Consider the following 23,610-nt stretch of genomic DNA (forward strand, 5'->3'; position numbering starts at 1 on the left):
CCGGCCAGCGGGCTGTTAACGGATGCCCTGCTGGGCGAACTTCAGGACATCGGCAGCATTTGATTTGTCGACGATAGCCGGGCCCGTCAGGACGGGCTGGCCTCCGCCGAGCTTGAATCCACCGCGCTTGTTCTGCCACAGCGCATCAATCGCTCCGTAGCCCTGCAGCCACGGCTGCTGATCCACCGTGAACAGCACTGCTCCGTCGACGATCTTCTGGGCGAGATCCGCGTTCAGGTCGAAGCTTGCAACCTTGGCTGAGCTGCCGGCGTCAGTGACCGACTTGAGGAGTGTCAGCGTGATGGGAGCGCCGAGGCCGATGATGACGTCGGCGTCCTTGGAAGCCTGGAGCTTGGCGGTGGCGGTGGACTGGACAGAGGTCATGTCCTTGCCGTCAACGTAAAGGATCTCCGTTCCGGGCACCTTGGCCTTGACGCCGGCGCAGCGCGCTTCAAGTCCGACGTGGCCCTGCTCCTGGATCACGCAGACCGGGTGCTTGAATCCGTCCCCGGCCAGCTTGGTGCCCACGGCCTGACCGGCGAGCTGCTCGTTGGAGCCGAAGTGCGTGAACGCTCCCAGCTGCGCCGAGACACCCTCGCCGGCGTTGAGGCTCACAATCGGGATGCCCGCGTCGGCGGCCTTCTTCAGGACATCTTTGAGGGCTTCCGGTTTGGCGAGCGTGACCGCGATGCCGTCGACCTTCTGATCTATTGCCTGCTGGATGAGCTGAGCCTGACGCCCGGCTTCGGGGTCGGACGTGTAGAGGAGTTCAACGTTGTCCTTCGCCGACGCTTCCTCGGCACCCTTGCGGACGATGTCCCAGAAGGTATCACCCGCGGCCGCGTGGGTGATGAGAGCCACCTTGATGCGGTCCGTGCTTGCGGCCTGGCCACCACCTGCGCCGCCACCCGTCTCGGCGGGCTTTCCGCCGGTGCTTGAACACGCGCTCAACGCCATCATCGGCACTACCGCCGCAACAAGGGCTGCCTTGCGCCAGGAAAAATTAGCCACCTGAATCTCCTTTGATCTCAGTTCCCGGGCTGCCACTCTGCAGCCGCCGGAGCACTGTCTACCTCGATCATGGTGATTGGGCTCACTAATGTCAATAGTTTGTCCTGACATTAGGATGTTTTAACCTGAAATCACATTTGATGACATGGAAAAGCCGGGGGTGGCGGGCAATGCCGTCACCCCCGGCAATCCAATGTGAGAGCCCCAGGCCGCGCCGGTCAGGCGGCGGCGGGGGTCACCGTGGATGCCTACACGCCGACGGGCGCCCCGGCAGCAGCAGGCGCGGCGGCCGCCGTCGTACGATTTTGATCCTGCCGCCGGGCCTTCGCGGCGGCGAATGCCATCACGCCGAGGCCCAGAAGGGTGATCCCGGCACCGGCCCAGATCGGCGAGGTGTAGCCGAGGCCCGCTGTGATGGTGACGCCACCCAGCCAGGCGCCAAGGGCGTTGCCGACGTTGAAGGCGCCGATGTTGGCGCCGGAGGCCAGGGTGGGGGCGCTATAGGCGTACTTCATGACGCGCATCTGGAGCCCCGGGACAGTGGCGAAGCCGAAGCCGCCCATGAGCACAATGGAGGCGATGGTGAGGGGCTGGCTGCCGGCGGTCAGGGCGAAGGCCACCAGAATCACCACCAGCGCGGCGAGGACTACCAGCAGAGTGCCGTCCACGTTGCGATCCGCGGCCTTCCCACCCACGGTGTTACCGATGAACAGTCCGATGCCGAAGAGGATCAGGAGCCAGGGCACGGTGGACGCCGCGAAGCCGGTGACCTCGGTGAGGGTATAGGCGATGTAGGTGAAGGCGCCGAACATACCGCCGTAACCCAGGATGGTGACGAGGATGGACAGCCACACCTGGCCGGACCGGAAGGCGCGCAGCTCGCTGCGGAGCCCGCCGGAGGCAGCCTGGGCCGCGGCGCGCCCCTGGCCGGTCCGGGGCACCAGCGTCAGGATGCCCGCCAGGGCGAGGACACCAATCCCCGTGATGGCCCAGAAGGTGGAGCGCCACCCGGCGGCCTGGCCGAGCATGGTGCCGAACGGGACACCAAGGACGTTCGCGGCCGTAAGACCGGTGAACATGATGGCGATGGCACCGGCCTTCTTGGTGGGCGCCACCATGTCCGCGGCCACCACCGCCCCAATGCCGAAGAACGCCCCATGGGCCAGGGCGGCCACAATCCGGCCGATCATCATCATGGAGTAGTCGGGGGCGATGGCGGAGACCAGGTTGCCGCCAATGAACAGCACCAGCAGGACGGCCAGGACCGGCTTGCGTTCGAAGCGTGTCACGGCCGCCGTGAGCAGCAGGGCGCCGACGACGACGGCGAGCGCATAGCCGGAGATCAGCCAGCCGGCCGTGGCCTCGCTGACGCTGAAGTCGGCGGCGACCTCGGGCAGCAGGCCCATGATTACGAACTCGGTGAGTCCGATACCGAACCCGCCGAGGGCTAGGGCTAACAGGCCAATGGGCATGGCGGAGCTCCTTCAAAACTGTACGGAATGGGGTAGGGCGCGTAAGCTTATAGTTGCAGACGCGTTATTTATTGTTGCACAAGCAGATACCACGCGCAAGCAACTATTATTTGTTGTGCCCCGTTTCATATCCGTGGGGTACGCGATTCGAAGGGAAGTACACGATGGGCATCAAGGACGACGCCGTTGAAGTCCGCGCGCAGGGGTGGCGGACCCTCGCGGCCCTGCACGGCCTGATCGAGTCGGAGCTGGAACGCTCGCTCCAGGCCGAGGCCCAGCTGTCCGTGGTCGAGTACACAGTGCTCGACGCCCTGAGCCGGCAGGACGGTTGGCACATGCGCATGCAGCAGCTGGCCCGCGCCACCGCGCTGAGCGCCAGCGCCACCACGAGGCTGGTCAACAGGCTCGAGGACCGCGGCCTGCTCACGCGCATCCTCTGTGCGGATGACCGCCGCGGCATCTACACCGAACTGACAGAGAGCGGCATCAAGCTGCTGGACGAGGCGCGGCCCACCCACGACGCCACGCTGGAGCGGGCCCTTGCCGAGGCGCAGGAAATCCCCGAGCTTGCCCCGCTGGTTGACGCGCTGCCCAGGCTGCACGCGCACGCCTAGACCCGCCCCAGCCATCGCCGTAGCTCCTCTTAAAGAGTTTTTGTCCAGATAATGCCCCTTTGAATCGTTCAAAGAGGCATTATCTGGACAAAAACTCGATTTGGCTGTGGTTACTTGGCGACTCCGGCCAGGTCCTTGGCTGCGGCGTTCTTGAAGTAGTGCTCAAGGTCCTCAAGGCTCTTGTCCTTGGTCTCCGGAACTACCCGCTTCACCCACACGATGGCTGCCAGCTGGATGGCCACGAAGATGAAGAACGTCGTTGAAACGCCGATCGAGGCCACCATCTGCGGGAAGAAGAATCCGATCAGGAAGTTGATCATCCACAGCACGAACACACAGATGCCCATGCCGATGCCGCGCACATGCAGCGGGAAGATCTCGGACATGGTCAGCCATGTCACCGTGCCGATGCAGGACTGCATGGACGCCAGGAACGTCACCATAAACAGCAGCACCAGATAGCCGCGGGCGATGCCTTCCGGGACCAGCATGGATATCAGGCCAATGGCCAGCAGCGAAGATGCCGTGCCGACCAGGCCCACGATCAGCATGGACTTCCTGCGCACCTTCGTCATCAGGGACATGCCGACAATGACGGCGACCACGGAGGTGATGCCGTTGACCACGTTGGCAAGCAGGGCGCCCTGATCCCCGAAGCCGGAGCTGGAGAGGATCGAGGTGCCGTAGTACATGATGGCGTTGACGCCGCTGATCTGGTTGATGACCGCCATGCCCAGGCCCACCACGAAGATCCTGCGGATCCATGGCACGGTGAGGTCCCGGTACGTTCCGAGCTTGGATTGGTAGTCTTCCCGGGCGGCCTGCCGCACCTCATCGAATTCCGTCGAGACATCGGCCGGTGCCCGGGTCTTGCGCAGCACCTCGAGAACGTCGCCGAAGCGTCCGGCCGAGGCCAGCCAGCGGGGGCTTTCGGGCAGCACCAGCATTCCGAACCAGAGCACGACGGCGGGCAGCGTAGCAATGACCAGCATCCAGCGCCACACGTGGGACGCCTCGGGGAAGGCGTTGCCCAGGACAGCATTGAACGTGAACGCCAGGAACTGTCCCGTGACGATCATGAGCTCATTCTGCGTGACGATCCGCCCGCGCTGGGCAGCCGGCGACATTTCCGCAAGGTACACGGGCACGATCACCGACGCCCCGCCCACCGCAAGGCCCAGGACTGTACGGGCTGCCACCAGCAGCTCGGTGGTGGGCGCCATGGAACAGGCGATCGTGGAGACGGCGAAGATGAGCGCCAGCGCCATGATGGTCCGGCGGCGGCCGAAACGGTCGGACAGCCGGCCGGCAGTGATTGCGCCGAAGGCCGCGCCGAACAGCAGGGTGGACGTGACCAGGCCTTCAGTCAGCGGCGTCAGCCCGAGGTCGCGCTGCATGAACGGCAGGGCACCGTTGATGACACCGGTGTCGTAGCCGAAGAGCAGGCCGCCGAACGTGGAGAACAGGGCCACCCGCCGCATAAACCCTTTGGGATTGGCGGCACCACTGGCGGGGCCGTCGGCTCCGGCCAGCGACCGGGTAGAAGTTCCGGGGAGCGTATTTTCCGTTTGCTTCATAGGGCGGCCGCTAGCCTGCTTTGGCGATGTAGTTGTTCATCGCGTCCAGCTGGTAGCGGGAAACCTCCGCGGCGTTCTCGTCTTCGGCGAAGACGCTGGATACCATCACGGTGTCTTCGCGGTCCAGGAAGCCGATTTCCTGCAGGCCGCCGAAGAATTCCTCCCAGTTGACGTCGCCGTCGCCAATTTTCAGGTGCTGGTGCACGCGGATCTGGTTGCCGGGCGGGTTGGTGATGTAGCGCAGGCCGTGCGAGGCATGGTGGTTCATGGTGTCTGCCACGTGGACCAGCCGGAGCTTGTCCCCCGCGGCGCGCATGATGTCCAACGGCGCGTTCTTCATGTGGAAGCTGTGCGAGGCCACGTAGACCAGGCCGATATTCTTGGAGTTCAGGCCGCGGATGACGCGGATGGCGGCCAGGCCTTCCTCCACGAAGTCGTCCGGGTGCGGATCGATCAGCAGGTCCAGGCCCTCGCGTTCGATGATGGGCAGCAGCTCCTCCATGGAGCGGTAGAAGGCGCGCTCTGATTCCTCGGCCTTCTCCGGGCGTCCGCTGAACTCGGTGTTGATGGTGCTGACGCCGAGGTCCACGGTGATCTGGATGACGCGCTTCCAGTAGCGGACGGCAGCTTCGCGGGCATCCTCGTCCGGCCCGGACCAGCGCAGGACGGGAAGCACTGAGGCGATCTCGACCCCCACATCCTGGCAGGCCTTGTTGAGCTTGCCCACCAGTTCGTCGTCGGCCTTGGGGTGGTTGTAGAACGGGATGAAGTCGGCGTGCGGGGTCATCTGCATGTACTTGTAGCCGAGGTCCGCCACCACGCGGGGAAATTCGAGCAAGGTGTGCGAATGGTGGAACGGCGTTGGATCAAGTGCGATTTTCACGGGGAACACTCCATTATGGGTGAGTCAGTTGTCGAACCGGGTTTTTGTCCAGATAACGCGCCCAAAAGGGCCTTGATGTCGCGCTATCTGGACAAAAACTCCTGGGGCGAACGGGCTTAGCCGTAAAGGGCAGGCTTGGCGTTCAGCTTCACGGCCACCTTCTCGCCGTTCTTCTGAGCTTCCACGCCGGCTTCGCAGCATGCCGCAGTGGCGTAGCCGTCCCAAGCGGTGGGGCCTCCGATTTCGCCGCGGAGTGCCGCGTCCACCCAGGACTGGATCTCGACGTCGTACGCCGCACCGAAGCGCTCTTCGAAACCGGGAGTGACATGGCCGCCCCAGCGGCCGGCGCTGCGGGTGTACGGTCCCTTGTCGCCGCCAATGTTGACGATGCCGTCTTCGAACGCGGCCTGCGTGGCCACTTCGTAGCCGAACTTCGCGTTGACGTAGATTTCGACGTCGGCGAGCACGCCTGACTCGGTTTCCACCAGGACGTGCTGGGGATCGTGCTGGCCGGCCGGGGCGTTCTTCGTGGCCTTGCCAAGACGGACCTGGACGCTGGTGATTTCCTCGCCGGTGAAGAACCGGATGGCGTCGAACTCGTGCACCACAGAATCGTTGATGAGCATCTCGTTGGTGAAGCCCGGCGGCGTGGTGGGGTTGCGGTGCTGGTGGTGCAGCATCAGCAGTTCACCCAGCTCGTGGTCCCGGATGACCTGTCCCAGGGCAGCGTATTCGGCGTCGAAGCGGCGCATGAAGCCCACCTGGATGCGCTTGTGGCCCAGCTCCTCCTCGGCCTGGACGATCTTCCATGCTGATTCGGCGTCCGGGGTGAGCGGCTTCTCGCAGAGGATCGGGATGTCCTTGGCAAGGGCCTTCAGCAGGATGTCCTCGTGCAGGAAGCCCGGCGTGGCGATCAGGACGGCGTTGACGTCCCCGTTGTTCAGCGCCTCTTCGGCATCGGCCAGGGCCACTGCGCCCGGGATGCCTTCGATGGCTGCCTGTGCACGGGCAAGGTCGACGTCGACGACGGCGGCGACTTCAGCGCCGTGGATGCGCTTGCTGAGGCGCTGGATGTGGTCCGCGCCCATGCGGCCGGCGCCGATGACGGCGACGCGAAGGGTTTCAGTCATTGTTCTTTCCTTACGTTTCGGGTGCCTGGGCGGCTGTTAGTTGACTGCCGTGCGGGAACCGCAGGACAGCAGGTAGTTGCGTGTGCGTTTGGCGATCGGCATGGGGACGTCGAAGGCCACCGGGTACATATCCTGCTCCACGATGCCGAAGATGGGGCGGTTCAGCGCTTCCACCGCTTCGATGACGGCGCGCAGGTCCGGCAGTCCGTTCGGCGGCTCGGTCATGACGCCGGCAAGGTTGGCTGCGGCCCAGGTCATGTTTTCCTCGTTGACTTGCCTGAGGATGTCCGGGTTGATCTGCTTCAGGTGCAGGTACCCGATGCGGTCCGGGTAGTTCTTGATGAGCTCAAGGCTGGATGCTCCGCAGTATTCGGCGTGGCCGGTGTCCAGGCACAGGTTCAGGTACTTGGAGTCCGTGGCAGCCAGGAGGGTTTCGATGTCCTCCTGGGCTCCGACGTGGGAATCCGCGTGGGAGTGGAACTGCTGCTTCAGCCCGAAGTCCTCCAGCAGGGTCTTGCCCAGCCGGTTGTGGCCGGCGAACAGATCGCTCCAGGCCTTCTCGGTCAGCTGGCCGCTTTCCACTGCCTCGCCGGTGACGTCGTCGCGCCACATGGCCGGGATGACCACGATGTGCTCGCCGCCCATGGCCGCCGTCAGCTCGGCGACCCTGCGTGCCGGCTCCCAGGCAGCCTCCCACTGGTCCAGTCCGCGGTGGAACGCGGTGAAAACCGTTCCGGCCGTGACCTTCAGGTCGCGCTGCTTGAGCTCGTCGGCCAGCCGGGCGGGATCGTTCGGCAGGTAGCCGTAGGGCCCGAGTTCTATCCACTTGTACCCGGACTCGGCCACCTCGTCGAGGAACCGCTCCCACGGGGTCTGCTTGGGGTCATCCGCGAACCAGACGCCCCAGGAGTCCGGTGCGGTGCCGATGATCAGTTTGTTCTCAGTCATTGCCATTCCTTCTCATCCGTTGCTCCACAGGTGCCGTTTTGGACGCTCAAAACGGCGGTTGCGGAGCAGTCGATGGTGGGTAGTCGGGTCGCTAGTTGGACGGGAAGTTGTACGAGGCACCCGAGGCGTGGGTGGGCTCGGGCCAGCGTGAGGTAACTACTTTGCCACGGGTGTAGAAGGAGACGCCTTCCGGGCCGTAGATGTGCTTGTCGCCGAACAAGGAGGCCTTCCAGCCGCCGAAGGAGTGGTAGGCAACCGGAACCGGAAGGGGCACGTTGATGCCGATCATGCCCACGGTCACGGAGCGCTGGAACTTGCGGGCGTTGGCGCCGGAGGAGGTGAAGATCGCGGTGCCGTTGCCGTAGGGGTTGGCGTTGATCAGGTTGATGCCGGCGTCGAGGTCCTCGACCCGGACGACGACGAGGACGGGTCCGAAGATTTCCTCGGTGTAGGCGGTCATTTCGGTCTGGACGTGGTCCAGGACGGTGGGGCCCACCCAGAAGCCTTCTTCGTGGCCCGGGACCACGAGGTCACGGCCGTCCACCACCATCGCGGCGCCGGCTGCTTCGGCTTCGGTGACGATCTTTACGATGCGTTCCTTGGAAGCCGGAGTGATGACCGGGCCCATTTCGGCGTCGGGCGCGGTGCCGTTGTTGACCTTGACGGCGAGGGCGCGCTCTTCGACCTTCTTGACCAGCAGTTCGGCGGCGTCGCCGACGGCGACGGCGACGGAGATGGCCATGCAGCGTTCCCCGGCGGAGCCGAAGGCGGCGGCGGCGAGGTGGTCGGCGGCGTTGTCCAGGTCGGCGTCGGGCATCACGATGGCGTGGTTCTTTGCGCCGCCCAGGGCCTGGACGCGCTTGCCGTGCTTGGTGGCGGTCTCGTGGACGTACTGGGCGATCGGGGTGGAGCCGACGAAGGAGATGCCGTCCACGTCCGGGTGGGTCAGGAGGCCTTCGACGGTCTCCTTGTCGCCGTGCAGGACCTGGAACACGCCGTCGGGCAGGCCCGCGTCCTTCCACAGCTTGGCCAGCAGCATCGAGGCGGAGGGATCACGTTCGGAGGGCTTGAGGATGAAGGCGTTGCCGGTGGCGATCGCCATCGGTGCCATCCACAGCGGCACCATGACGGGGAAGTTGAACGGGGTGATGCCGGCGACGACGCCGAGGGGCTCGCGGAAGGAGAAGACGTCGATGCCGGTGGAGACCTGGTCCGAGTAGTCGCCCTTGAGCAGCTGCGGGATGCCGCAGGCGAACTCGATGACCTCCAGGCCGCGGCCGATCTCGCCCTTGGCGTCGGACAGGACCTTGCCGTGCTCTGCGGTGATCAGTTCGGCGAGGTCGTCCACGTGGGCGCCGACGAGTTCGCGGAATTTGAACAGCACCGCGGTGCGCTTGGCCAGGGAGATGTCGCCCCAGCTGTCGGCGGCTTTGCGGGCGGCGGCAACGGTGACGTCCAGGTCCGCCCGGTTGGCCAGCCGCAGCTCTGCGGTGACCGCGCCGGTGGCGGGGTTGTAGACGGGCTGGGTGCGGTCGCCCTCGCCTGCAGTTTCGGCGCCGTTGATGAAGTGGTGGATGGTCTTGGTGGTGGTGAGGGTGCTCATCATAATGTCCTTGGGGGTTGGGATGCCGGGTGGCCCAGGGGCCGGGGTCAGCCGAGCAGCTTGCGCTGGTGGCTCTTGTGGTCGATGTAGGTCTGGAAGGCCTGTTTGGTGGAGTCGAGCTCGGAGACCTGGGAGACCGGGACGTCCCACCAGGACTCGGAGCTCGGCGCGTCCAGCAGGGGGTCGGATTCGACGTGGATCAGGATGGGTCCGCCGCGCTCGGGGGCGGCTTTGGCGTCGCGGATGGCCTGCTCGAGTTCGGCGATGACCTTCTCCCCCGGTTCGATCCGGATCACCTTCACGCCGAGGCTTTCAGCGTTCAGGGCCAGGTCCACCGGAAGGGTTTCGCCTTCGTCGAAGCTGTGCTGCTCCTCGTCCAGGGCGCGGTACTGCGTGCCGAAGCGCTGCGAGCCGAGCGATTCGGAGAGCGAGCCGATGGAGGCGTAGCCGTGGTTCTGGATCAGGACCACGATCAGTTTGATGCGTTCGGCGACGGCGGTGACCAGTTCAGTGTGCATCATCAGGTAGGAGCCGTCCCCCACCATGACCACGACGTCCCGCTGGGTGCCGCCGGCAGCGGCTTCCGCCAGGGCCGCGCGCTTGACGCCGAGCCCGCCGGGGATTTCGTAGCCCATGCAGGAGTAGGCGTATTCGACGTGGTAGCCGAACGGGTCGCGGACGCGCCACATTTTGTGCAGGTCACCGGGCAGGGACCCGGCGGCGCAGATGACGACGTCCTGGGCGTTCATGGCCCGGGACGTGGCGCCGATGATTTCGTTCTGGGCCGGCAGCGGGGTGAAGCGGGTGTCGAACGCTTCGTCCACGGTGGCATCCCAGCGCTTCTTCTCGGCCGCGACCTGCTGTTCCAGGTCCGCGCCCACGCGGTAGCCGCCAAGGGCCTGGTTGAGCTTGACCAGGACTTTGCGGGCGTCGGCCACGATCGGCAGCGTGGTGCCGTGCTTGTACGCGTCGATGGCGGCGACGTTGATGTTGATGAACTTCACGTCCGGGTTCTGGAACGCGGTCCGCGAGGCGGTGGTGAAATCCTCGTATCGGGTGCCGATGCCGATGATCAGGTCCGCTTCGGCTGCGATGGCGTTGGCCGCCGTCGTGCCGGTGGAACCGATCGCGCCGAGGGAGAACTTGTGGTCCCAGGGCAGGACCCCGACGCCGGCCTGGGTGTTGCCCACCGGGATGCCGGTGAGTTCCACGAACCTGGCGAGCTCGTCGTTGGCGAAGGCGTAGAGGACGCCGCCGCCGGCGATGATCAGCGGGCGTTTCGCGGCGCGGATGGTTTCGGCGGCACGGCGGATGTCCTCGTCGTCCGCGTCCGGGCGGCGGATCCGCCACTCCCGTTCGGCCAGGAACTCCTCGGGCACGTCGAAAGCTTCGGCCTGGACGTCCTGCGGCAGGGAGATGGTGACGGCGCCGGTTTCGGCCGGATCCGTCAGCACGCGCAGTCCGTGGTGGAACGCGGAGAACAGCTGCTCGGGCCGGGAAACGCGGTCGAAAAACTTGGACAGCGGCCGGAACGCGTCGTTGACCGTGATGTCGTAGGCGTACGGCTGCTCGAGCTGTTGCAGCACCGGGTCAGCGGCCCGGGTGGCGAAGGTGTCGCTGGGCAGCAGCAGAACCGGCAAACGGTTCGTCGTCGCCAAGGCGGCACCGGTCAGCAGGTTCGAAGAACCCGGCCCGATCGAGGTGCTGACGGCGAAGGTCTGCCGGCGGCGGGTGTGGCGTGCGTACCCTACGGCCTGGTGGGACTGTGCCTGCTCGTTGCGGCCCGGGTAGTACGGCATGATCGCCGGATCCAGCTGCTGGTACTGCTTGAGCGCCTGGCCCACACCGGCAACGTTGCCGTGCCCGAAGATGCCGAACGTGCCGGGGATCAGGCGTTCGCGGTAGTCCAGTCCGCCGACGGAATCAACGGTGTACTGCTTGGAAAGGTATTCGACGACGGCCTGGGCGACCGTCATGCGGCGGGTTCCGGCTGCGTTGCCAGTTCTGATCCCCATGGGAATTACTCCGTTACTTCTGCGGTGTGGGCTGATGCGGTGTGGTGAAGGAGGGAGGCTGCGGTGGCCACTGCGCCGGCTACGTCGCCGTCCTTCGGGTACAGGAGGGTCCGGCCGACGGTGAGGCCCTGCACGCCGGGAAGGGCCAGGGCGGCTTCCCAACTGGCAAACACTTCGTCCTGGGTACCTTCCGGGTCTCCGCCCAGCAGCACCGTGGGCATGGTGGTGGCGGCCATGACGCGTTCCATCTCTGCCACCACGGGCAGCTTCATCCAGGTGTAGGCGCTGGTGGAGCCAAGGCCCTCGGCAATAGCCACGGACTTGATGACCGCGTCGGTGGACAGATCGTTGCGGACCCTGCCGTTGTGCCACGCGGACAGGAACGGCTCCACCATGGCGATCAGTTTGCGTTCGGCCAGCGAATCGATGGCCCTGGCCGTCGCTTCCAGCAGGGACACCGTGTCCGGGTCGCCCAGGCAGATACGGGTGAGCATCTTGCCGCCGTCGGCCCCCAATGCCTCCAGCGCAGCGGCGGTGTGGCCGGTGAAGCGGTCGTCAAATTCGTTGACCAGGCCCGTGAGCCCGCCGCGGTTCATGGATCCGAACACCAGTTTGCCGTCGAGCGCGCCCAGCAGCAGGAGATCATCCATGATGTCCGGGGAAGCGAGTATGCCGTCCACGTCCGGGTTCGCCAGGGCGATCTGCAGCCGGTCCAGCAACTGCCGGCGGTCGGCCATGGCCACCGGGTCGTTGCCCACCGCGAGGGCGCCGCGGGCCGGGTGGTCAGCTGCCACGATGAAGTTCTGCCGGCCGTACTTGAGGCCGGGGTGCCGGCGCCGTGCCTTCGCGGCGCGGGCAACAGCGTCCGGGTCCTCCAGGCGGATGGTACTCAGGTGGGCGTAACGGCGGGGATCATCGTCCACACCCGCAGCGGCCGGGACGGTATCCGGAGTGGTCCGGGAAGCGTTGAGGGTCACAGTGCTGCTCCTTCGGTGGCAAACTGCCCGGGAACCAGGCGGCCGCGCTCGGCCAGCAGCGAGGTGACCTCGTCCGGCGTCGGCATGGCGTCGGCACAGGACAGGCGGGACGCGACGATCGCGCCGGCGGCATTCGCGTAATCGAGGACCTCGGCGAGGCTCCAGCCGGAGAGCAGTCCGTGGCAGAAAGCTCCGCCGAAGGAGTCCCCGGCGCCCAGGCCGTTGACGGTCTCCACCGGAACGGGGGCCGACACCACACGCTCGGTGCGGGTCTTGGCCATCACGCCTTCAGGGCCGAGCTTGACGACGGCGATTTCGACGCCAGCGGCCAGGAGCCGGTCTGCCTGCTCGTCAGGGGTCCCCTCGCCCACGGCTACGGCGCATTCCTTGTCGTTGCCGATGGCAACTGTGACATGCGGCAGGATCTTGGCCACCTGGGCCCGGGCTTCCTCCTCCGAGGCCCAGAACATGGGGCGGTAGTCGAGGTCAAGGATGGTGTACTGGCCTTCCTTGAGCCCTTCGCGCGGGCGGGCTTCGTGGGCCTTGATGTGCGCTTCACGGCTGGGTTCCTGGCACAGTCCGGTGACCGTGGACCAGAAGATCCGTGCGTCCCGGATGGCGTCAAGGTCCAGTTCGTCCGCTTTGATCTGCAGGTCCGGGGCCGTGGGGAAACGTCCGTAGAAGTACAGCGGGAAATCCTCCGGCGGCTTGATCGCGCAGAACGTGACCGCGGTGGGCCATTCCTTCACCGGCGTCACGAAGGTGTCGTCCACGTTGAACTTGCGGAGTTCGCGGTGCAGGTATTTCCCGAAGGCGTCGTCGCCGGTGCGGGTGATCACTCCGGTCCGGCGGCCATGCCGGGCGGCAGCAACAGCGACGTTGGACGGTGATCCACCGAGGTACTTTCCGAAGGACGTGACGTCCTCCAGATCCACCCCGATGTCGTTCGGGTAGATATCAACGCTGATGCGCCCGATCGTGAGCAGTTCGTGGGTCACGGTAATCGCGGACCTTTCTGGTTTGAACTCTGTACCTCTGAACAGATAGAGCTCCGGTTCCTGGCGACCCCCGTGAGCGGGGCCACAACCACTACTTTGCCCTAGAATTATTGTCCTGTCAAAGGTTTGTACTGACATATTTACAACTTGGCATAGCCGGGTAAATTGGCCGGCCTGGACCTCACAATGCGCGCCCAACCCGGAGACTATTTGCGCGGGACCGCCAACTCCCCGGTGACGTACTGCGCCCGCCCGAAACCGAACGACCAGTCGCCGGCGGCATTCTCCACATAGCCGATGAACACATCCCCACCAGCCACCCCCAGCTCCGCCAGCCTGGCCGCGATCGCGGCGAAAAGGGATTGCTTGGCTTCCTGGCTGCGCCCACCCTGGGTAAAGATTTGGATCATCACCACATCCGGCGTCCGCTCAAAGCCCAACCCCGCGTCCTGGGCGAAGATCTGCCCGCAGGGATGTTCGGTGAGGATGTGGAAGTAGTCACGCTCCGGAATCCCGTACTCAGCCAGGATCGCATCATGGATCCCCCGACTGAGCCGGCGCAGATCCTCGGGGCTGCGACCCTCATTGACGTCAATTCGCACCAGCGGCACTTTGGCTCCTTCGGTAGTTTGTCCTGACATACTAACAAATCGAAGCATCGTTGAACAACACGGGCCCGGAGGAGCCCTTGCTGGCAGTCCATCGCGGGAGTAGCATTAAACAACCGAAAGGTTGATAAACGAATTAATTGATTACCTGGCGAATGACTGAACGGGGTGATGGGCAGGCTATGGACACCGGCGACGACGAGCTGCTCGACGCGGCCTTTATGGCCCTCGCCGACCCGGTCCGCCGCCGCATCATCGCCCGGCTCAGCCGGGGCCCGGCAACCGTAAACGAACTGGCGGAACCCTTCGCGATCACCAAACAGGCGGTCTCGAAGCACATCCAGGTCCTCGAGCAGGCGCGGCTCGTCACCCGCACGCGTGACGCCCAGCGCCGGCCTGTCCACCTGAACCCTGCACGGCTGGAGGCACTCACCGCGTGGATCGACCAGTACCGGCTGGTCCGCGAGAGGCAGTTCCGCAGCCTTGACGCCGTGCTCCAATCAAACGCCGCCTCACGCGGCGCAGAGGCAAAGGACCCATCATGACCAACGCCCTGAAAGTCTCCGTTCCGGAAGGAGTGCCCTTCATAGACTTCGAGCGGGAGTTCGATTTTCCCGTGGCGGATGTCTTCCGCGCCCACAAGGAGCCCGAACTCGTTGCCCAGTGGCTGGGACCGCGGCGGCTGAAAATGGACGTGGACCACTACGACTTCCGGACCGGCGGGAGCTACCGCTACACGCACAGCGCGCCCGACGGCGAAAGCTATGGCTTCAACGGCGTCTTCCACACTGTCCGGGAGAACGAGTTCGCCATCCAGACTTTCGAGTTCGACGGCTACCCGGATGTGGTCAGCATCGAGTTCCTGACCTTCGTGGACCTCGGCGGTGGCCGGTGCCGGCTGACCGGCCACTCCGTCTACCCGAGCCAGGAAGCCCGTGACGGCATGGCGCAGTCCGGCATGGAAGGCGGCATGACGGAGGGCTACGAGCGGTTGGATGAGCTGCTCAGCAGCGCCAAAGTCTAGGACACAAAAGTACGACGCCGGACGGTCGCCTTCCCGGGGCACGCGACCGTCCGACGTCGTACTTTAACCAGAAACGCGGGGCCAACCGGCCGTCCCGAAGGACGGCGGGCTGACCCCGCGTTGTAGTGCTCTGTTGCTTAGCCTAGAGGGCTGCGTAAACTTCGCGCAGCAGCTTGGCAGTCTCGGACGGCGTCTTGCCGACCTTCACGCCGGCAGCTTCGAGGGCTTCCTTCTTGGCCTGCGCGGTTCCGGCGGAACCGGAGACGATGGCGCCTGCGTGGCCCATGGTCTTACCTTCCGGAGCGGTGAAGCCTGCCACGTAGCCGACAACCGGCTTCGTGACATGGGCCTTGATGTAGTCCGCCGCGCGCTCTTCAGCGTCGCCACCGATTTCACCGATCATCACGATCGCCTTGGTCTCCGGGTCAGCTTCGAAGGCTTCGAGGGCATCGATGTGCGTGGTGCCGATGACGGGGTCGCCGCCGATGCCGATGGCGGTGGAGAAGCCCAGGTCGCGCAGTTCGTACATCATCTGGTAAGTCAGTGTGCCCGACTTGGAGACGAGGCCGATGGGGCCCTTGCCCGTGATGTTGGCCGGGGTGATGCCTACCAGGGCCTCGCCCGGGGTGATGATGCCGGGGCAGTTCGGTCCGATGATGCGGGTGACCTGCTTGCCGTTCGCGTCAACCTTGGACTGGGCCAGTGCCCAGAACTCGGCGGAGTCCTGGACCGGCACGCCTTCGGTGATGACGACGACCAGGCCGATGCCGGCCTCGATGGCTTCAACGACGGCATCCTTGGTGAAGGCCGGCGGCACGAAGACGATGGAGACGTCGGCGCCGGTCTCGGCCATGGCTTCCTTGACGGTGCCGAAAACGGTGATTTCGTTATCGCCGTGCAGGACCGTGGTGCCGGCCTTGCGGGCGTTGACGCCGCCCACAATGTTGGTGCCGGCCTTGAGCATCAGGGCGGTGTGCTTGGTGCCTTCGCCGCCGGTGATGCCCTGGACGATGACCTTGGAGTCCTTGTTCAGATAGATAGACATGGTGCGTCCCTTTACTTAGCTGCGTTGGCGAGCTCGGCGGCCTTGTCGGCGCCCTCGTCCATGGTGGCGGCCAGGGTAACCAGCGGGTGGTTGGCCTCGGCCAGGATGCGGCGGCCTTCCTCGACATTGTTGCCGTCGAGGCGGACGACCAGCGGCTTGTTCGCGGAGTGGCCCAGCTCGGCCAGTGCTCCCACGATGCCCTTGGCCACGGCGTCGCATGCGGTGATTCCGCCGAAGACGTTGACGAACACGGACTTGACCTGCTCGTCGCCCAGGATGACGTCCAGGCCGGCTGCCATGACCTCGGCGGAGGCTCCGCCGCCGATGTCCAGGAAGTTGGCCGGCTTGACGTTGCCGTGGTTTTCACCGGCGTAGGCAACGACGTCCAGGGTGGACATGACCAGACCGGCGCCGTTGCCGATGATGCCGACTTCGCCGTCCAGCTTGACGTAGTTCAGGTCCTGCGCCTTGGCCTTGGCCTCGAGCGGATCAGCAGCGTCCTTGTCTTCCAGGAGTGCGTGCTTGGCGTGCCGGAAGTCGGCGTTCTCGTCCAGGGTCACCTTGCCGTCAAGGGCGACGATGTCGCCGGCGCCGGTCTTGACCAGCGGGTTGACCTCCACCAGGGTGGCGTCTTCCTTCTTGAAAACGTCCCAGAGCTTCAGGATGACGTCGGCGACTTTGCCGCGCAGTTCCTCAGCGAAGCCGGCAGCGGCAACGATTTCGTCGGCCTTGGCCTGGTCGATTCCCACAGCGGGATCGATGGCGATCTTGGCCAGTGCATCGGGGCGTTCGACGGCGAGCTGTTCGATTTCCATGCCGCCTTCAACCGAGCACATGGCCAGGTAGTTGCGGTTGGCCCGGTCCAGCAGAACGGAGAAGTAGTATTCCTCGGCGATGTCCGCGCCCTGGGCGATCATGACTTTGTTGACCGTGTGGCCCTTGATGTCCATGCCCAGGATGTTGGTGGAGTGTTCCAGCGCCTCATCGGCGGTCTTTGCGACCTTAACGCCGCCGGCCTTTCCGCGGCCACCGACCTTAACCTGTGCCTTGACGACAGTTACGCCGCCGATCTTCTCGGCAGCTGCCTTTGCTTCTTCAGGGGTGTGCGCCACGATGCCAGCAAGCACGGGTACACCGTGCGCCTCGAACATATCGCGCGCCTGATATTCAAACAGGTCCACGGTTTAGTGTCCTTCTACGTCGAAGTAGTTTCTGTACAGCCGGACCCCACGTAATCGTGGTTACCGGGCTGCGGAATAAACGCACCCTGCGACTGGTTCGGAAACGAGCCACACGGCGCAATGCTCCTCTCGGAACTCTAGTCCTTTCTGCGGACCGGCCCGTTCCAGAGTACCTGTTATGTGAGTAAGGACACTATTCTATGGAGCGTAGAAAAACCGCTAGATTACGGGGTTTTTGGCGCCTCTGACGGCGTCGCGGAGGGGTCTGCACTGTCCGCGGAAATTAGTTCGTAACGGTCCCGCGAAACGAAGAAAGCAACGCCGGCCGAGACGTTTCCGCAGGCCACGCCGCCGTTATAGGCCGAGCATCGCAGGCCGTTGCGCTCCAGGTTCTGTCCGTCCTCCAGTACAGGCAGCTGGGATACCGGCCCGTTTTTGCTCCCCTTGGGCCCGAACTCGGCCTCCATCTGGGTGACGCCGGAGCGGCATTCGCCGTAGCTTGCCTCATCCGGCGTGAGCAAAGCGGTGCCGCCGAGGTAGCCCAGGCCCGTGCCGGCACAATCATCCTTGACGTCCGCAGCTTCGGGTTTGGGGTAAACGGCAAGTTCGCAGTGCGCTACCGGGACGATTGCCAGCTTGTTGTTGGCGCCGTCGCTGTACGCATTCTGCTCATAGGGCAGGCTGACGTGCTCGCCGCGTGCCGAGGTCAGCGAGCAGACAACGCTATGGTCGGCGGTGACGAAACTGAGCACGTCGCTGCCCGCAGAGAACCGGGTACCGTCAGCCACCGGTGCCTGCTCGAGCTGTTCCAGCGCGGGTAGCGGCGGCGGCGGAACATAGTTCGGGTCCTTCTGCGTAATAGTGCAGGAAGTGCAGGCCAGCAGGATGAGGGCGGCCAGGATCCCCGGTACAGTCCGTCGCATGCGCTCCATTATGCCTGCAGCGGCTACGCGTCCAGTTTGGTCAGCGGCGCGTACCTCAGCAGCAGGCGCTTTTCGCCGACGCTGAACTTCACCTTGGCCACGGTCTTGTCCCCGGCGCCTTCAACGGCCAGGACCGTGCCGTTGCCGAAGCTCGTGTGGTTGACCTTGTCTCCGACGCTGACGGCCACCACTTCCTTTTGCGGCTGGACGCGGTTCTTCGCGACGGCGGCCGGAACATCGGCATTGAAGCCGGCGGAAGGGCTGGCGGCCTGGCCGCGGGCCGTGCCGGCGCCCCAGAACGAGCCGCTGTACCGGCTGGACCCGATGGCTGCGCCGCTCCCCCAGCCGCCGACCTGGCGGCTGGTGCCTTCGCGCCGCCATTCCACCAGTTCTGCCGGGATCTCCTCGATGAACTGGCTGGCCGGGTTGTACTGGCTCTGGCCCCACATGCTGCGGACCTCCGAGCGGGTGACGTACAGGCGCTTCCGGGCACGGGTCAGGCCCACGTAGGCCAGCCGGCGCTCCTCCGCGAGTTCCTTGGGGTCTGTGGCGGAGCGCTGGTGCGGGAAGAGGCCGTGCTCCATGCCGGTGAGGAAGACCACGGGGAACTCCAGCCCCTTGGCCGTGTGGAGGGTCATGAGTGTGACGACGCCCAGCCGTTTGGCTTCCGCCACGGCGGCGTCGATGTCCGCACCCGGGGCGTCCGGTATCTGGTCCGCGTCCGCCACGAGGGACACCTGCTCCAGGAAGGCCCCCAGGGAACCTTCGGGGTTTTCCTGTTCGTATTCACGCACGACGGCGACCAGTTCGGCGAGGTTCTCCACCCGGGATTCATCCTGGGGATCGGTGCTGGACCGCAGCCCGGCCAGGTAGCCGGTCTGCTCCAGGACCGCTTCCAGGGCGGCCGCCGCACCGGAGCCGCTGGCCACCTCGGCAAGATCGTCCAGGAGTTTCACGAAACCCAGCACGGCGTTGACCGAGCGGGTAGCCATGCCGGGCGCCTGGTCCGCCCGGCGGGCGGCGGCCATAAAGGAGGTCCGTTCGCGTTCGGCCAAGGCTGCCACGGCGCCCTCGGCACGGTCGCCGATGCCGCGCTTGGGTTCGTTGAGCACCCGCCGGAGGTTGACGTCGTCGTCGGGGTTGACCAGGACGCGCAGGTACGCGAGGGCGTCCTTGATTTCCTTGCGCTCGTAGAAGCGCGTGCCGCCCACCACCTTGTACGGCAGCCCGACGCGCACCAGGACGTCTTCAATGGAACGTGACTGGGCGTTGGTGCGGTAGAAGATGGCAACGTCACCGGGACGGAGGTTGTCCTCGTCCTGCAGCCTGTCGATTTCCTTGGCGATGAACTGGGCTTCGTCGTGCTCGTTCTCGCCCACGTAGCCGATGATTTTGTGGCCTTCGCCCTCGGCGGTCCAGAGCCGTTTCTCCGGCCTGTTGGGGTTGCGGGAGATCACCGAGTTCGCGGCGGTCAGGATGTTCTGGGTGGAGCGGTAATTCTGTTCCAGCTTGATGGTGCGGGCGTTCGGGTAGTCCTTTTCGAACTCGACGATGTTGCGGATGTCCGCGCCGCGGAACGCGTAGATGGACTGGTCCGAGTCACCCACCACGGTGAGCTCGGAGGCACCGGGACCTTCGCCCACTATTTCACGGACCAGTGCGTACTGGGCGTGGTTGGTGTCCTGGTACTCGTCCACCAGTACGTGCCGGAAGCGCCGGCGGTACGATTCGGCGAGCGCCGGGAAGGCGCGGAACATGTATACGGTTTCGGCGATGAGGTCGTCAAAGTCCATGGCGTTCGCCTGGCGCAGCCGCTGGGTATAGCCCTTGAAGACATCGGCCACAGCGGACTCGAAGGGATCGTTGTGGTTGGCGGAGGAGGAATAGGAATCCGCGTCGATGAGCTCGTTCTTCAGCGCCGAGATCTTGTGCTGGATGGCCTTGGGCGCGAATTTCTTGGGATCCAGGTCAAGGCTCTTGGACACCTGCGTGACCAGGCGGAGCGAGTCCGCGGAGTCATAGATGGAGAAATTGGACTTCAGCCCGACATTTGCGGCTTCCTGCCGGAGGATGCGCACGCAGGACGAGTGGAAGGTGGAAATCCACATGATCTTGGCGCGGCCGCCCACCAGCGCCTCGATGCGTTCCCGCATTTCCGCGGCTGCCTTGTTGGTGAAGGTGATGGCCAGGATCTCGCCGTGATGCGCCCTACGCGTGGCGATGAGGTAGGCGATCCGGTTGCTGAGCACGCGTGTCTTGCCGGATCCGGCTCCTGCAACGATGAGCAGCGCACCGCCGGTGTGCTTGACCGCTTCTTCCTGCTGGGGGTTCAGGCCCTGGAGGAGTTCGTCCACGCCGGGCAGCTTCGGACGTGCCCGTTCCCCCTCGGATTCCGGCCCGCCGTTCCCGTAGCGCGCCGGATCTTCGCCGGCCCCGGGGCGCGACTTGGTGAGCGCTGCCGCTTGCGGGGCAGCCTTGAACGGTCCGTCAGCATACGGGTCAAACAACATATCCATGGTGCTATAAGTCTAGGCGGTGGGGCCGACACTAACTTCCGTGGCTACTCCACCGAGCCCGATTCCAGGGCAGCGCGGAGCTGCCGGACCGCCGTCGTGCCTCCCGCGACGAACCACTCGAGTCCGTTGATCCGGACGACGTCGGCGGTGCCGCCTGCCGCAATCACGATTGCCTTCCCGGGCAGCCAGTCCCACTCGGGGCAGCTGTGCTGGAACCAGCAGTCCAGTTCGCCGTCGGCCACCCGGCCCAGGTCACAGGACCCTGATCCGAACATCCGCAGCGCCGCTGCGGCGGTGGCCGCTGCATGCCAGGGCATGGCGCACAGCGGGTCAGCGAGCCACGTGGGGTGGATATACGTCGCTGCCCCCTGCTCTGCCAGCGGCTTCAACGGCCTGGCCCCACCGTCGTCGTGGAAAGAGGTGAGCCGTTCACCGTTCAGGGTTGCGGGGCGGGTGGTTCCGCCGAGCCAAAGCTTGTCCTCTTCGGGCTGGAAAATGGCGCCCAGGACCGTGCCGGTGCTGTCCTTGAGGGCGAGCGCGGAGCACCAGTACGTGGAGCCGTGCAGGAAGTTGTAAGTCCCGTCCACGGGGTCGATCACCCAGGTCCGGCCGCTGCTCCCCTTCACGGAGGCGCCTTCCTCCCCCAGGATGCCGTCGTCCGGCCGGCAGCGGCGCAGCTGTTCGAGCACATAGTCTTCGGCGGCATGGTCGGCGGCCGTGACAACATCGGATACCGAGGTCTTTTGTTGCCCTTCCAGGCCGCCCTGGCGCATCATGAGGGCCAGCATTCCTGCTTCCCTGACCAGCGCTTCGGCCAGCTCGTAGTCGTCCAGGCCCGCGTTGAGTTCCGCCGCGCTGTGCCTGCCAAGTTTGTGTCTTCCGAGTTCCGTCACGCGTCCAGCCTATAGGTGGCCTTCGGCCAAGGACAGGCGCCAAGGACAGGATCCAAGGACAGGCTTAGGGAACAGCCGCGTGCACGGGACCAGCGATAATGAACGCATGGCCAAGACACCAGCACAGCGGATCAAGAAGCACGGCGCCAAGGCGTCCGTTCCCCAGCACCATCTGCCGCCGGTGATCAACCCCACCACGCAGCGGACCCCGGAGAAGGCGCAGAACAACAGCAGCCTGATCCTCATTGCCGGCGTCGTGGCCAGCCTCTTCCTGTTCTGGTACCTGCATTTGCTGACGCTGAACCAGCTCACCCAGCTCTCCGGGGGCCTGCCCATGCCGGATTCGCTGATCGGGGGCTTTGACCAGGGGTTCGTGGACCAGCTGAGGTCGGCCATGAACGAGGACGCGCGCGGCCAGCTCAACTACCTCCACAAGACGGCGGGCACCCTGTTCCCGCTGATTTTCAGCTTCACCTGGCTGCTGCTGATCGGGACCAACGTTGCCCGCAAGCCGCTCCGCTGGGCGCTCTGGGCGCTCCCGCTCCTCTTCGCCGCCGTGAGGTTGTGGGGGAACGCCGCCATTGATTCGATGATGTCCGCGTCAGCGGTCGACGCCGGCCAGGTGGCCCTCGCATCCGCCCTCACCGTTGCCGGCTGGGTACTGCTCGTGCTGAGCCTGCTGGCTGGCGGCGCTGCAGTATTTATTGGCCGGAAGCCGCGGAAGCAGTAGCCCGGGCTGCGGCCCGCGCAGCCTTCCGCACCTTCAGTTCCCGGCGCACGCGCTGGGCGATCACCAGCCCCGCAGTGGCCAGGCCCACGGTCACGGGGTAGCCCATGAAGCGTTCCAGGGTGCCCGGTTCCGGGACATCCATGCCGGTCAGGCCGCCGATCACCAGCGCCACGAAGGAAACCGCTCCGCAGGCGAGGATGAACCAGGCCAGGGGTGATTGCCTCAGCCACAGCACTCCCAACAGCAGCAGCGCCAGCGCTCCTCCTAGGAAGAACATCACGGCGCCGGTCAGATGCACGGCAAACCATCCGGCGTCTTCGGGCACCACTCCCACGATGATTGTCCCGGTTCCCGCGGTGAAGGTAAGGATCTTGGCCGCGAGGGCGGTAAACCACGGGATGCGGTGGCCGGGCCCGAAAGCGAGCCGGACTCCGGGCCGGGCCGCCACGCACAAAAGTGCCGAGCTGAGCAGCAGCGCCCCCACCAGCATGCCCACGCCCTGCACCACGAACGAGGCATTCATCACCGCGTGCAAGGGTGAGCACACGTCCCGGCCCTCATAGACGGCGCACTGGGTGGCGCCCAGATCGCTGATGTAGCCGGTCCGCCGGTCATAGGGTTCCGGCCCTGCCCACGCCGCGATCACAGCCGACTCAGCCACGAAATACTGCAGCACGCTCAGCTTGGCCCACGCCCCGAAATACTCGCGGCTTGAGGCGATATCCGGCAGGAAACCGGCCCGGTAGGAAGTTGCTGGTGTTGCTGCAGTCATGCCAAGAGCGTAGTACGGGCCGGCACCTTGTATGCTTGTATCCGTGCCCGAACAGGACGGCCTGTGCCAACCGCTTCGGACGCCCGCCCTCGTAGCTCAGTGGATAGAGCACGGCTCTCCTAAAGCCGGTGTCGTTGGTTCGATTCCAATCGAGGGCACTTGAACTTCCAGCCGCAGGATGCAGCTAAGAATGCAGCGCAGAGTGAGGCGCAGGAATTCGATCTGCGTGCCTACCTGCTCGGCAGCTGGTCCGTGGAACGCGCGCTGCGGGACCGCAGCACCGGCGCACGGGGCACTTTCACCGGCGTCGCCCGGTTTTCCGTGAAGGACGACGACGGCGGCCTTGACTTCCATGAAGAGGGCACCATGCGCTGGCCTGCTCCGGCAGGCGCCACCTTCACCGGCACGGCAAGCCGTGACTACATCCTGCAGCCTGCCGATGCCCCCGATGCGATGGATATGACGTTCCCCGACGGGCGGCCTTTCCACCGGATGAGCTTCCGGGAAACGGCCAGGCAGGACAACCACTGGTGTGATCCGGACACCTACCGCGTGACGTACGCCCACCGCGGACCCAACGAATTCAGCTATACGTGGGATGTCCAGGGGCCCAGGAAGGACCTGCTCCTGGAATCGGTGCTGCGCAGGCTCGGTCCGGGCGAAGACCGGCCCGCCGCGGGTGGGCCGTAG

General features: G+C 65.3%; 22 protein-coding genes and 1 tRNA gene. 6 read left to right on the forward strand and 17 right to left on the reverse strand.

Annotation, left to right across the window (positions count from 1 at the left end):
* Window positions 1-15: 15 nt before the first annotated feature.
* Window positions 16-1,011, reverse strand: coding sequence for a substrate-binding domain-containing protein (locus tag JOE31_RS18615; RefSeq protein ID WP_209747138.1), 996 nt, complete (start codon window positions 1,009-1,011; stop codon window positions 16-18).
* A 248-nt stretch (window positions 1,012-1,259) separates the two neighbouring features.
* Window positions 1,260-2,483, reverse strand: a complete 1,224-nt coding sequence (locus JOE31_RS18620) for an MFS transporter (protein ID WP_209747140.1) — start codon at window positions 2,481-2,483, stop codon at window positions 1,260-1,262.
* A gap of 164 nt (window positions 2,484-2,647) precedes the next feature.
* Between JOE31_RS18620 and JOE31_RS18625 the strand changes: the two genes are divergently transcribed.
* On the forward strand, window positions 2,648-3,097 hold the full coding sequence (locus JOE31_RS18625; RefSeq protein WP_209747142.1) for a MarR family winged helix-turn-helix transcriptional regulator: 450 nt from the start codon (window positions 2,648-2,650) through the stop codon (window positions 3,095-3,097).
* A 110-nt stretch (window positions 3,098-3,207) separates the two neighbouring features.
* Here the strand turns inward: JOE31_RS18625 and JOE31_RS18630 are convergent, their stop codons facing one another.
* From JOE31_RS18630 to JOE31_RS18670, 9 genes are all read right to left on the reverse strand, one after another.
* Entirely contained in the window at window positions 3,208-4,674 is a 1,467-nt protein-coding gene (locus JOE31_RS18630) for a sugar porter family MFS transporter (protein ID WP_209747144.1), read from the reverse strand.
* Window positions 4,675-4,684: 10 nt separating this feature from the next.
* The gene (locus JOE31_RS18635; RefSeq protein ID WP_209747146.1) at window positions 4,685-5,557 is read right to left on the reverse strand and encodes a sugar phosphate isomerase/epimerase family protein; all 873 of its coding nucleotides are present in this window, start codon (window positions 5,555-5,557) and stop codon (window positions 4,685-4,687) included.
* A gap of 116 nt (window positions 5,558-5,673) precedes the next feature.
* The gene (locus JOE31_RS18640) at window positions 5,674-6,687 is read right to left on the reverse strand and encodes a Gfo/Idh/MocA family protein (RefSeq protein ID WP_209747148.1); all 1,014 of its coding nucleotides are present in this window, start codon (window positions 6,685-6,687) and stop codon (window positions 5,674-5,676) included.
* A 36-nt stretch (window positions 6,688-6,723) separates the two neighbouring features.
* On the reverse strand, window positions 6,724-7,635 hold the full coding sequence (locus tag JOE31_RS18645) for a sugar phosphate isomerase/epimerase (protein WP_209747150.1): 912 nt from the start codon (window positions 7,633-7,635) through the stop codon (window positions 6,724-6,726).
* Window positions 7,636-7,726: 91 nt separating this feature from the next.
* Window positions 7,727-9,238 carry a CoA-acylating methylmalonate-semialdehyde dehydrogenase gene (locus JOE31_RS18650; RefSeq protein ID WP_209747152.1) on the reverse strand — a complete coding sequence of 504 codons (1,512 nt, stop codon included), beginning with the start codon at window positions 9,236-9,238 and terminating at the stop codon, window positions 7,727-7,729.
* Between the two features lie 47 nt (window positions 9,239-9,285).
* Entirely contained in the window at window positions 9,286-11,214 is a 1,929-nt protein-coding gene (gene iolD / locus JOE31_RS18655) for a 3D-(3,5/4)-trihydroxycyclohexane-1,2-dione acylhydrolase (decyclizing) (RefSeq protein WP_209748608.1), read from the reverse strand.
* A 44-nt stretch (window positions 11,215-11,258) separates the two neighbouring features.
* A complete protein-coding gene (locus tag JOE31_RS18660; RefSeq protein ID WP_307864447.1) occupies window positions 11,259-12,230 on the reverse strand; it encodes a deoxyribose-phosphate aldolase in 972 nt (323 codons plus the stop codon).
* Window positions 12,227-13,228 (reverse strand): 5-dehydro-2-deoxygluconokinase, encoded by a 1,002-nt coding sequence (gene iolC / locus JOE31_RS18665; RefSeq protein WP_209747154.1) that lies wholly within the window; start codon window positions 13,226-13,228, stop codon window positions 12,227-12,229. Before iolC ends, JOE31_RS18660 begins: the two co-directional genes overlap by 4 nt.
* Window positions 13,229-13,434: 206 nt before the next feature.
* Entirely contained in the window at window positions 13,435-13,839 is a 405-nt protein-coding gene (locus JOE31_RS18670; RefSeq protein ID WP_209747156.1) for a tautomerase family protein, read from the reverse strand.
* Between the two features lie 179 nt (window positions 13,840-14,018).
* Here JOE31_RS18670 and JOE31_RS18675 point away from each other — a divergent pair, with 179 nt between their 5' ends.
* Entirely contained in the window at window positions 14,019-14,381 is a 363-nt protein-coding gene (locus JOE31_RS18675) for a helix-turn-helix transcriptional regulator (protein WP_209748612.1), read from the forward strand.
* Window positions 14,378-14,860, forward strand: a complete 483-nt coding sequence (locus JOE31_RS18680) for an SRPBCC family protein (RefSeq protein WP_209747158.1) — start codon at window positions 14,378-14,380, stop codon at window positions 14,858-14,860. The genes JOE31_RS18675 and JOE31_RS18680 overlap by 4 nt, the downstream gene beginning before the upstream one ends.
* Before the next feature lie 142 nt (window positions 14,861-15,002).
* Here the strand turns inward: JOE31_RS18680 and sucD are convergent, their stop codons facing one another.
* The 5 genes from sucD to JOE31_RS18705 form a co-directional block, all read right to left on the reverse strand.
* Window positions 15,003-15,905 carry a succinate--CoA ligase subunit alpha gene (gene sucD / locus JOE31_RS18685; RefSeq protein ID WP_043478543.1) on the reverse strand — a complete coding sequence of 301 codons (903 nt, stop codon included), beginning with the start codon at window positions 15,903-15,905 and terminating at the stop codon, window positions 15,003-15,005.
* 11 nt (window positions 15,906-15,916) lie between these two features.
* Window positions 15,917-17,086: an ADP-forming succinate--CoA ligase subunit beta gene (gene sucC / locus JOE31_RS18690; protein WP_209747160.1), complete on the reverse strand. Its 1,170-nt coding sequence runs from the start codon at window positions 17,084-17,086 to the stop codon at window positions 15,917-15,919.
* A 224-nt stretch (window positions 17,087-17,310) separates the two neighbouring features.
* Window positions 17,311-18,018 carry a hypothetical protein gene (locus JOE31_RS18695; RefSeq protein WP_209747162.1) on the reverse strand — a complete coding sequence of 236 codons (708 nt, stop codon included), beginning with the start codon at window positions 18,016-18,018 and terminating at the stop codon, window positions 17,311-17,313.
* A gap of 14 nt (window positions 18,019-18,032) precedes the next feature.
* Entirely contained in the window at window positions 18,033-20,525 is a 2,493-nt protein-coding gene (pcrA, locus tag JOE31_RS18700; RefSeq protein WP_209747164.1) for a DNA helicase PcrA, read from the reverse strand.
* 44 nt (window positions 20,526-20,569) lie between these two features.
* Entirely contained in the window at window positions 20,570-21,418 is an 849-nt protein-coding gene (locus tag JOE31_RS18705) for an inositol monophosphatase family protein (protein ID WP_209747165.1), read from the reverse strand.
* A gap of 106 nt (window positions 21,419-21,524) precedes the next feature.
* Between JOE31_RS18705 and JOE31_RS18710 the strand changes: the two genes are divergently transcribed.
* A complete protein-coding gene (locus JOE31_RS18710; RefSeq protein ID WP_209747169.1) occupies window positions 21,525-22,148 on the forward strand; it encodes a hypothetical protein in 624 nt (207 codons plus the stop codon).
* Here the strand turns inward: JOE31_RS18710 and JOE31_RS18715 are convergent.
* Window positions 22,120-22,920 carry a DUF998 domain-containing protein gene (locus JOE31_RS18715; protein ID WP_209747171.1) on the reverse strand — a complete coding sequence of 267 codons (801 nt, stop codon included), beginning with the start codon at window positions 22,918-22,920 and terminating at the stop codon, window positions 22,120-22,122. The two genes, JOE31_RS18710 and JOE31_RS18715, sit on opposite strands and share 29 nt — an antisense overlap.
* An 85-nt stretch (window positions 22,921-23,005) precedes the next feature.
* Here JOE31_RS18715 and JOE31_RS18720 point away from each other — a divergent pair.
* Window positions 23,006-23,078 (forward strand) — tRNA-Arg (locus JOE31_RS18720).
* A gap of 1 nt (window position 23,079) precedes the next feature.
* On the forward strand, window positions 23,080-23,610 hold the full coding sequence (locus JOE31_RS18725) for a DUF6314 family protein (RefSeq protein ID WP_209747173.1): 531 nt from the start codon (window positions 23,080-23,082) through the stop codon (window positions 23,608-23,610).

Origin of the sequence: Arthrobacter sp. PvP023 (assembly GCF_017832975.1) — a bacterium.
GTDB lineage: Bacteria > Actinomycetota > Actinomycetes > Actinomycetales > Micrococcaceae > Arthrobacter.

Coding starts and splice junctions, on each gene's coding strand:
- JOE31_RS18620 (WP_209747140.1), bottom strand. CDS start 2,483: ATGCCCATTGGCCTGTTAGCCCTAGCCCTCGGCGGGTTCGGTATCGGA.
- JOE31_RS18625 (WP_209747142.1), top strand. CDS start 2,648: ATGGGCATCAAGGACGACGCCGTTGAAGTCCGCGCGCAGGGGTGGCGG.
- JOE31_RS18630 (WP_209747144.1), bottom strand. CDS start 4,674: ATGAAGCAAACGGAAAATACGCTCCCCGGAACTTCTACCCGGTCGCTG.
- JOE31_RS18640 (WP_209747148.1), bottom strand. CDS start 6,687: ATGACTGAAACCCTTCGCGTCGCCGTCATCGGCGCCGGCCGCATGGGC.
- JOE31_RS18645 (WP_209747150.1), bottom strand. CDS start 7,635: ATGACTGAGAACAAACTGATCATCGGCACCGCACCGGACTCCTGGGGC.
- JOE31_RS18650 (WP_209747152.1), bottom strand. CDS start 9,238: ATGAGCACCCTCACCACCACCAAGACCATCCACCACTTCATCAACGGC.
- iolD (WP_209748608.1), bottom strand. CDS start 11,214: ATGACGGTCGCCCAGGCCGTCGTCGAATACCTTTCCAAGCAGTACACC.
- JOE31_RS18675 (WP_209748612.1), top strand. CDS start 14,019: ATGGACACCGGCGACGACGAGCTGCTCGACGCGGCCTTTATGGCCCTC.
- JOE31_RS18680 (WP_209747158.1), top strand. CDS start 14,378: ATGACCAACGCCCTGAAAGTCTCCGTTCCGGAAGGAGTGCCCTTCATA.
- sucD (WP_043478543.1), bottom strand. CDS start 15,905: ATGTCTATCTATCTGAACAAGGACTCCAAGGTCATCGTCCAGGGCATC.
- JOE31_RS18695 (WP_209747162.1), bottom strand. CDS start 18,018: ATGGAGCGCATGCGACGGACTGTACCGGGGATCCTGGCCGCCCTCATC.
- pcrA (WP_209747164.1), bottom strand. CDS start 20,525: ATGGATATGTTGTTTGACCCGTATGCTGACGGACCGTTCAAGGCTGCC.
- JOE31_RS18710 (WP_209747169.1), top strand. CDS start 21,525: ATGGCCAAGACACCAGCACAGCGGATCAAGAAGCACGGCGCCAAGGCG.
- JOE31_RS18715 (WP_209747171.1), bottom strand. CDS start 22,920: ATGACTGCAGCAACACCAGCAACTTCCTACCGGGCCGGTTTCCTGCCG.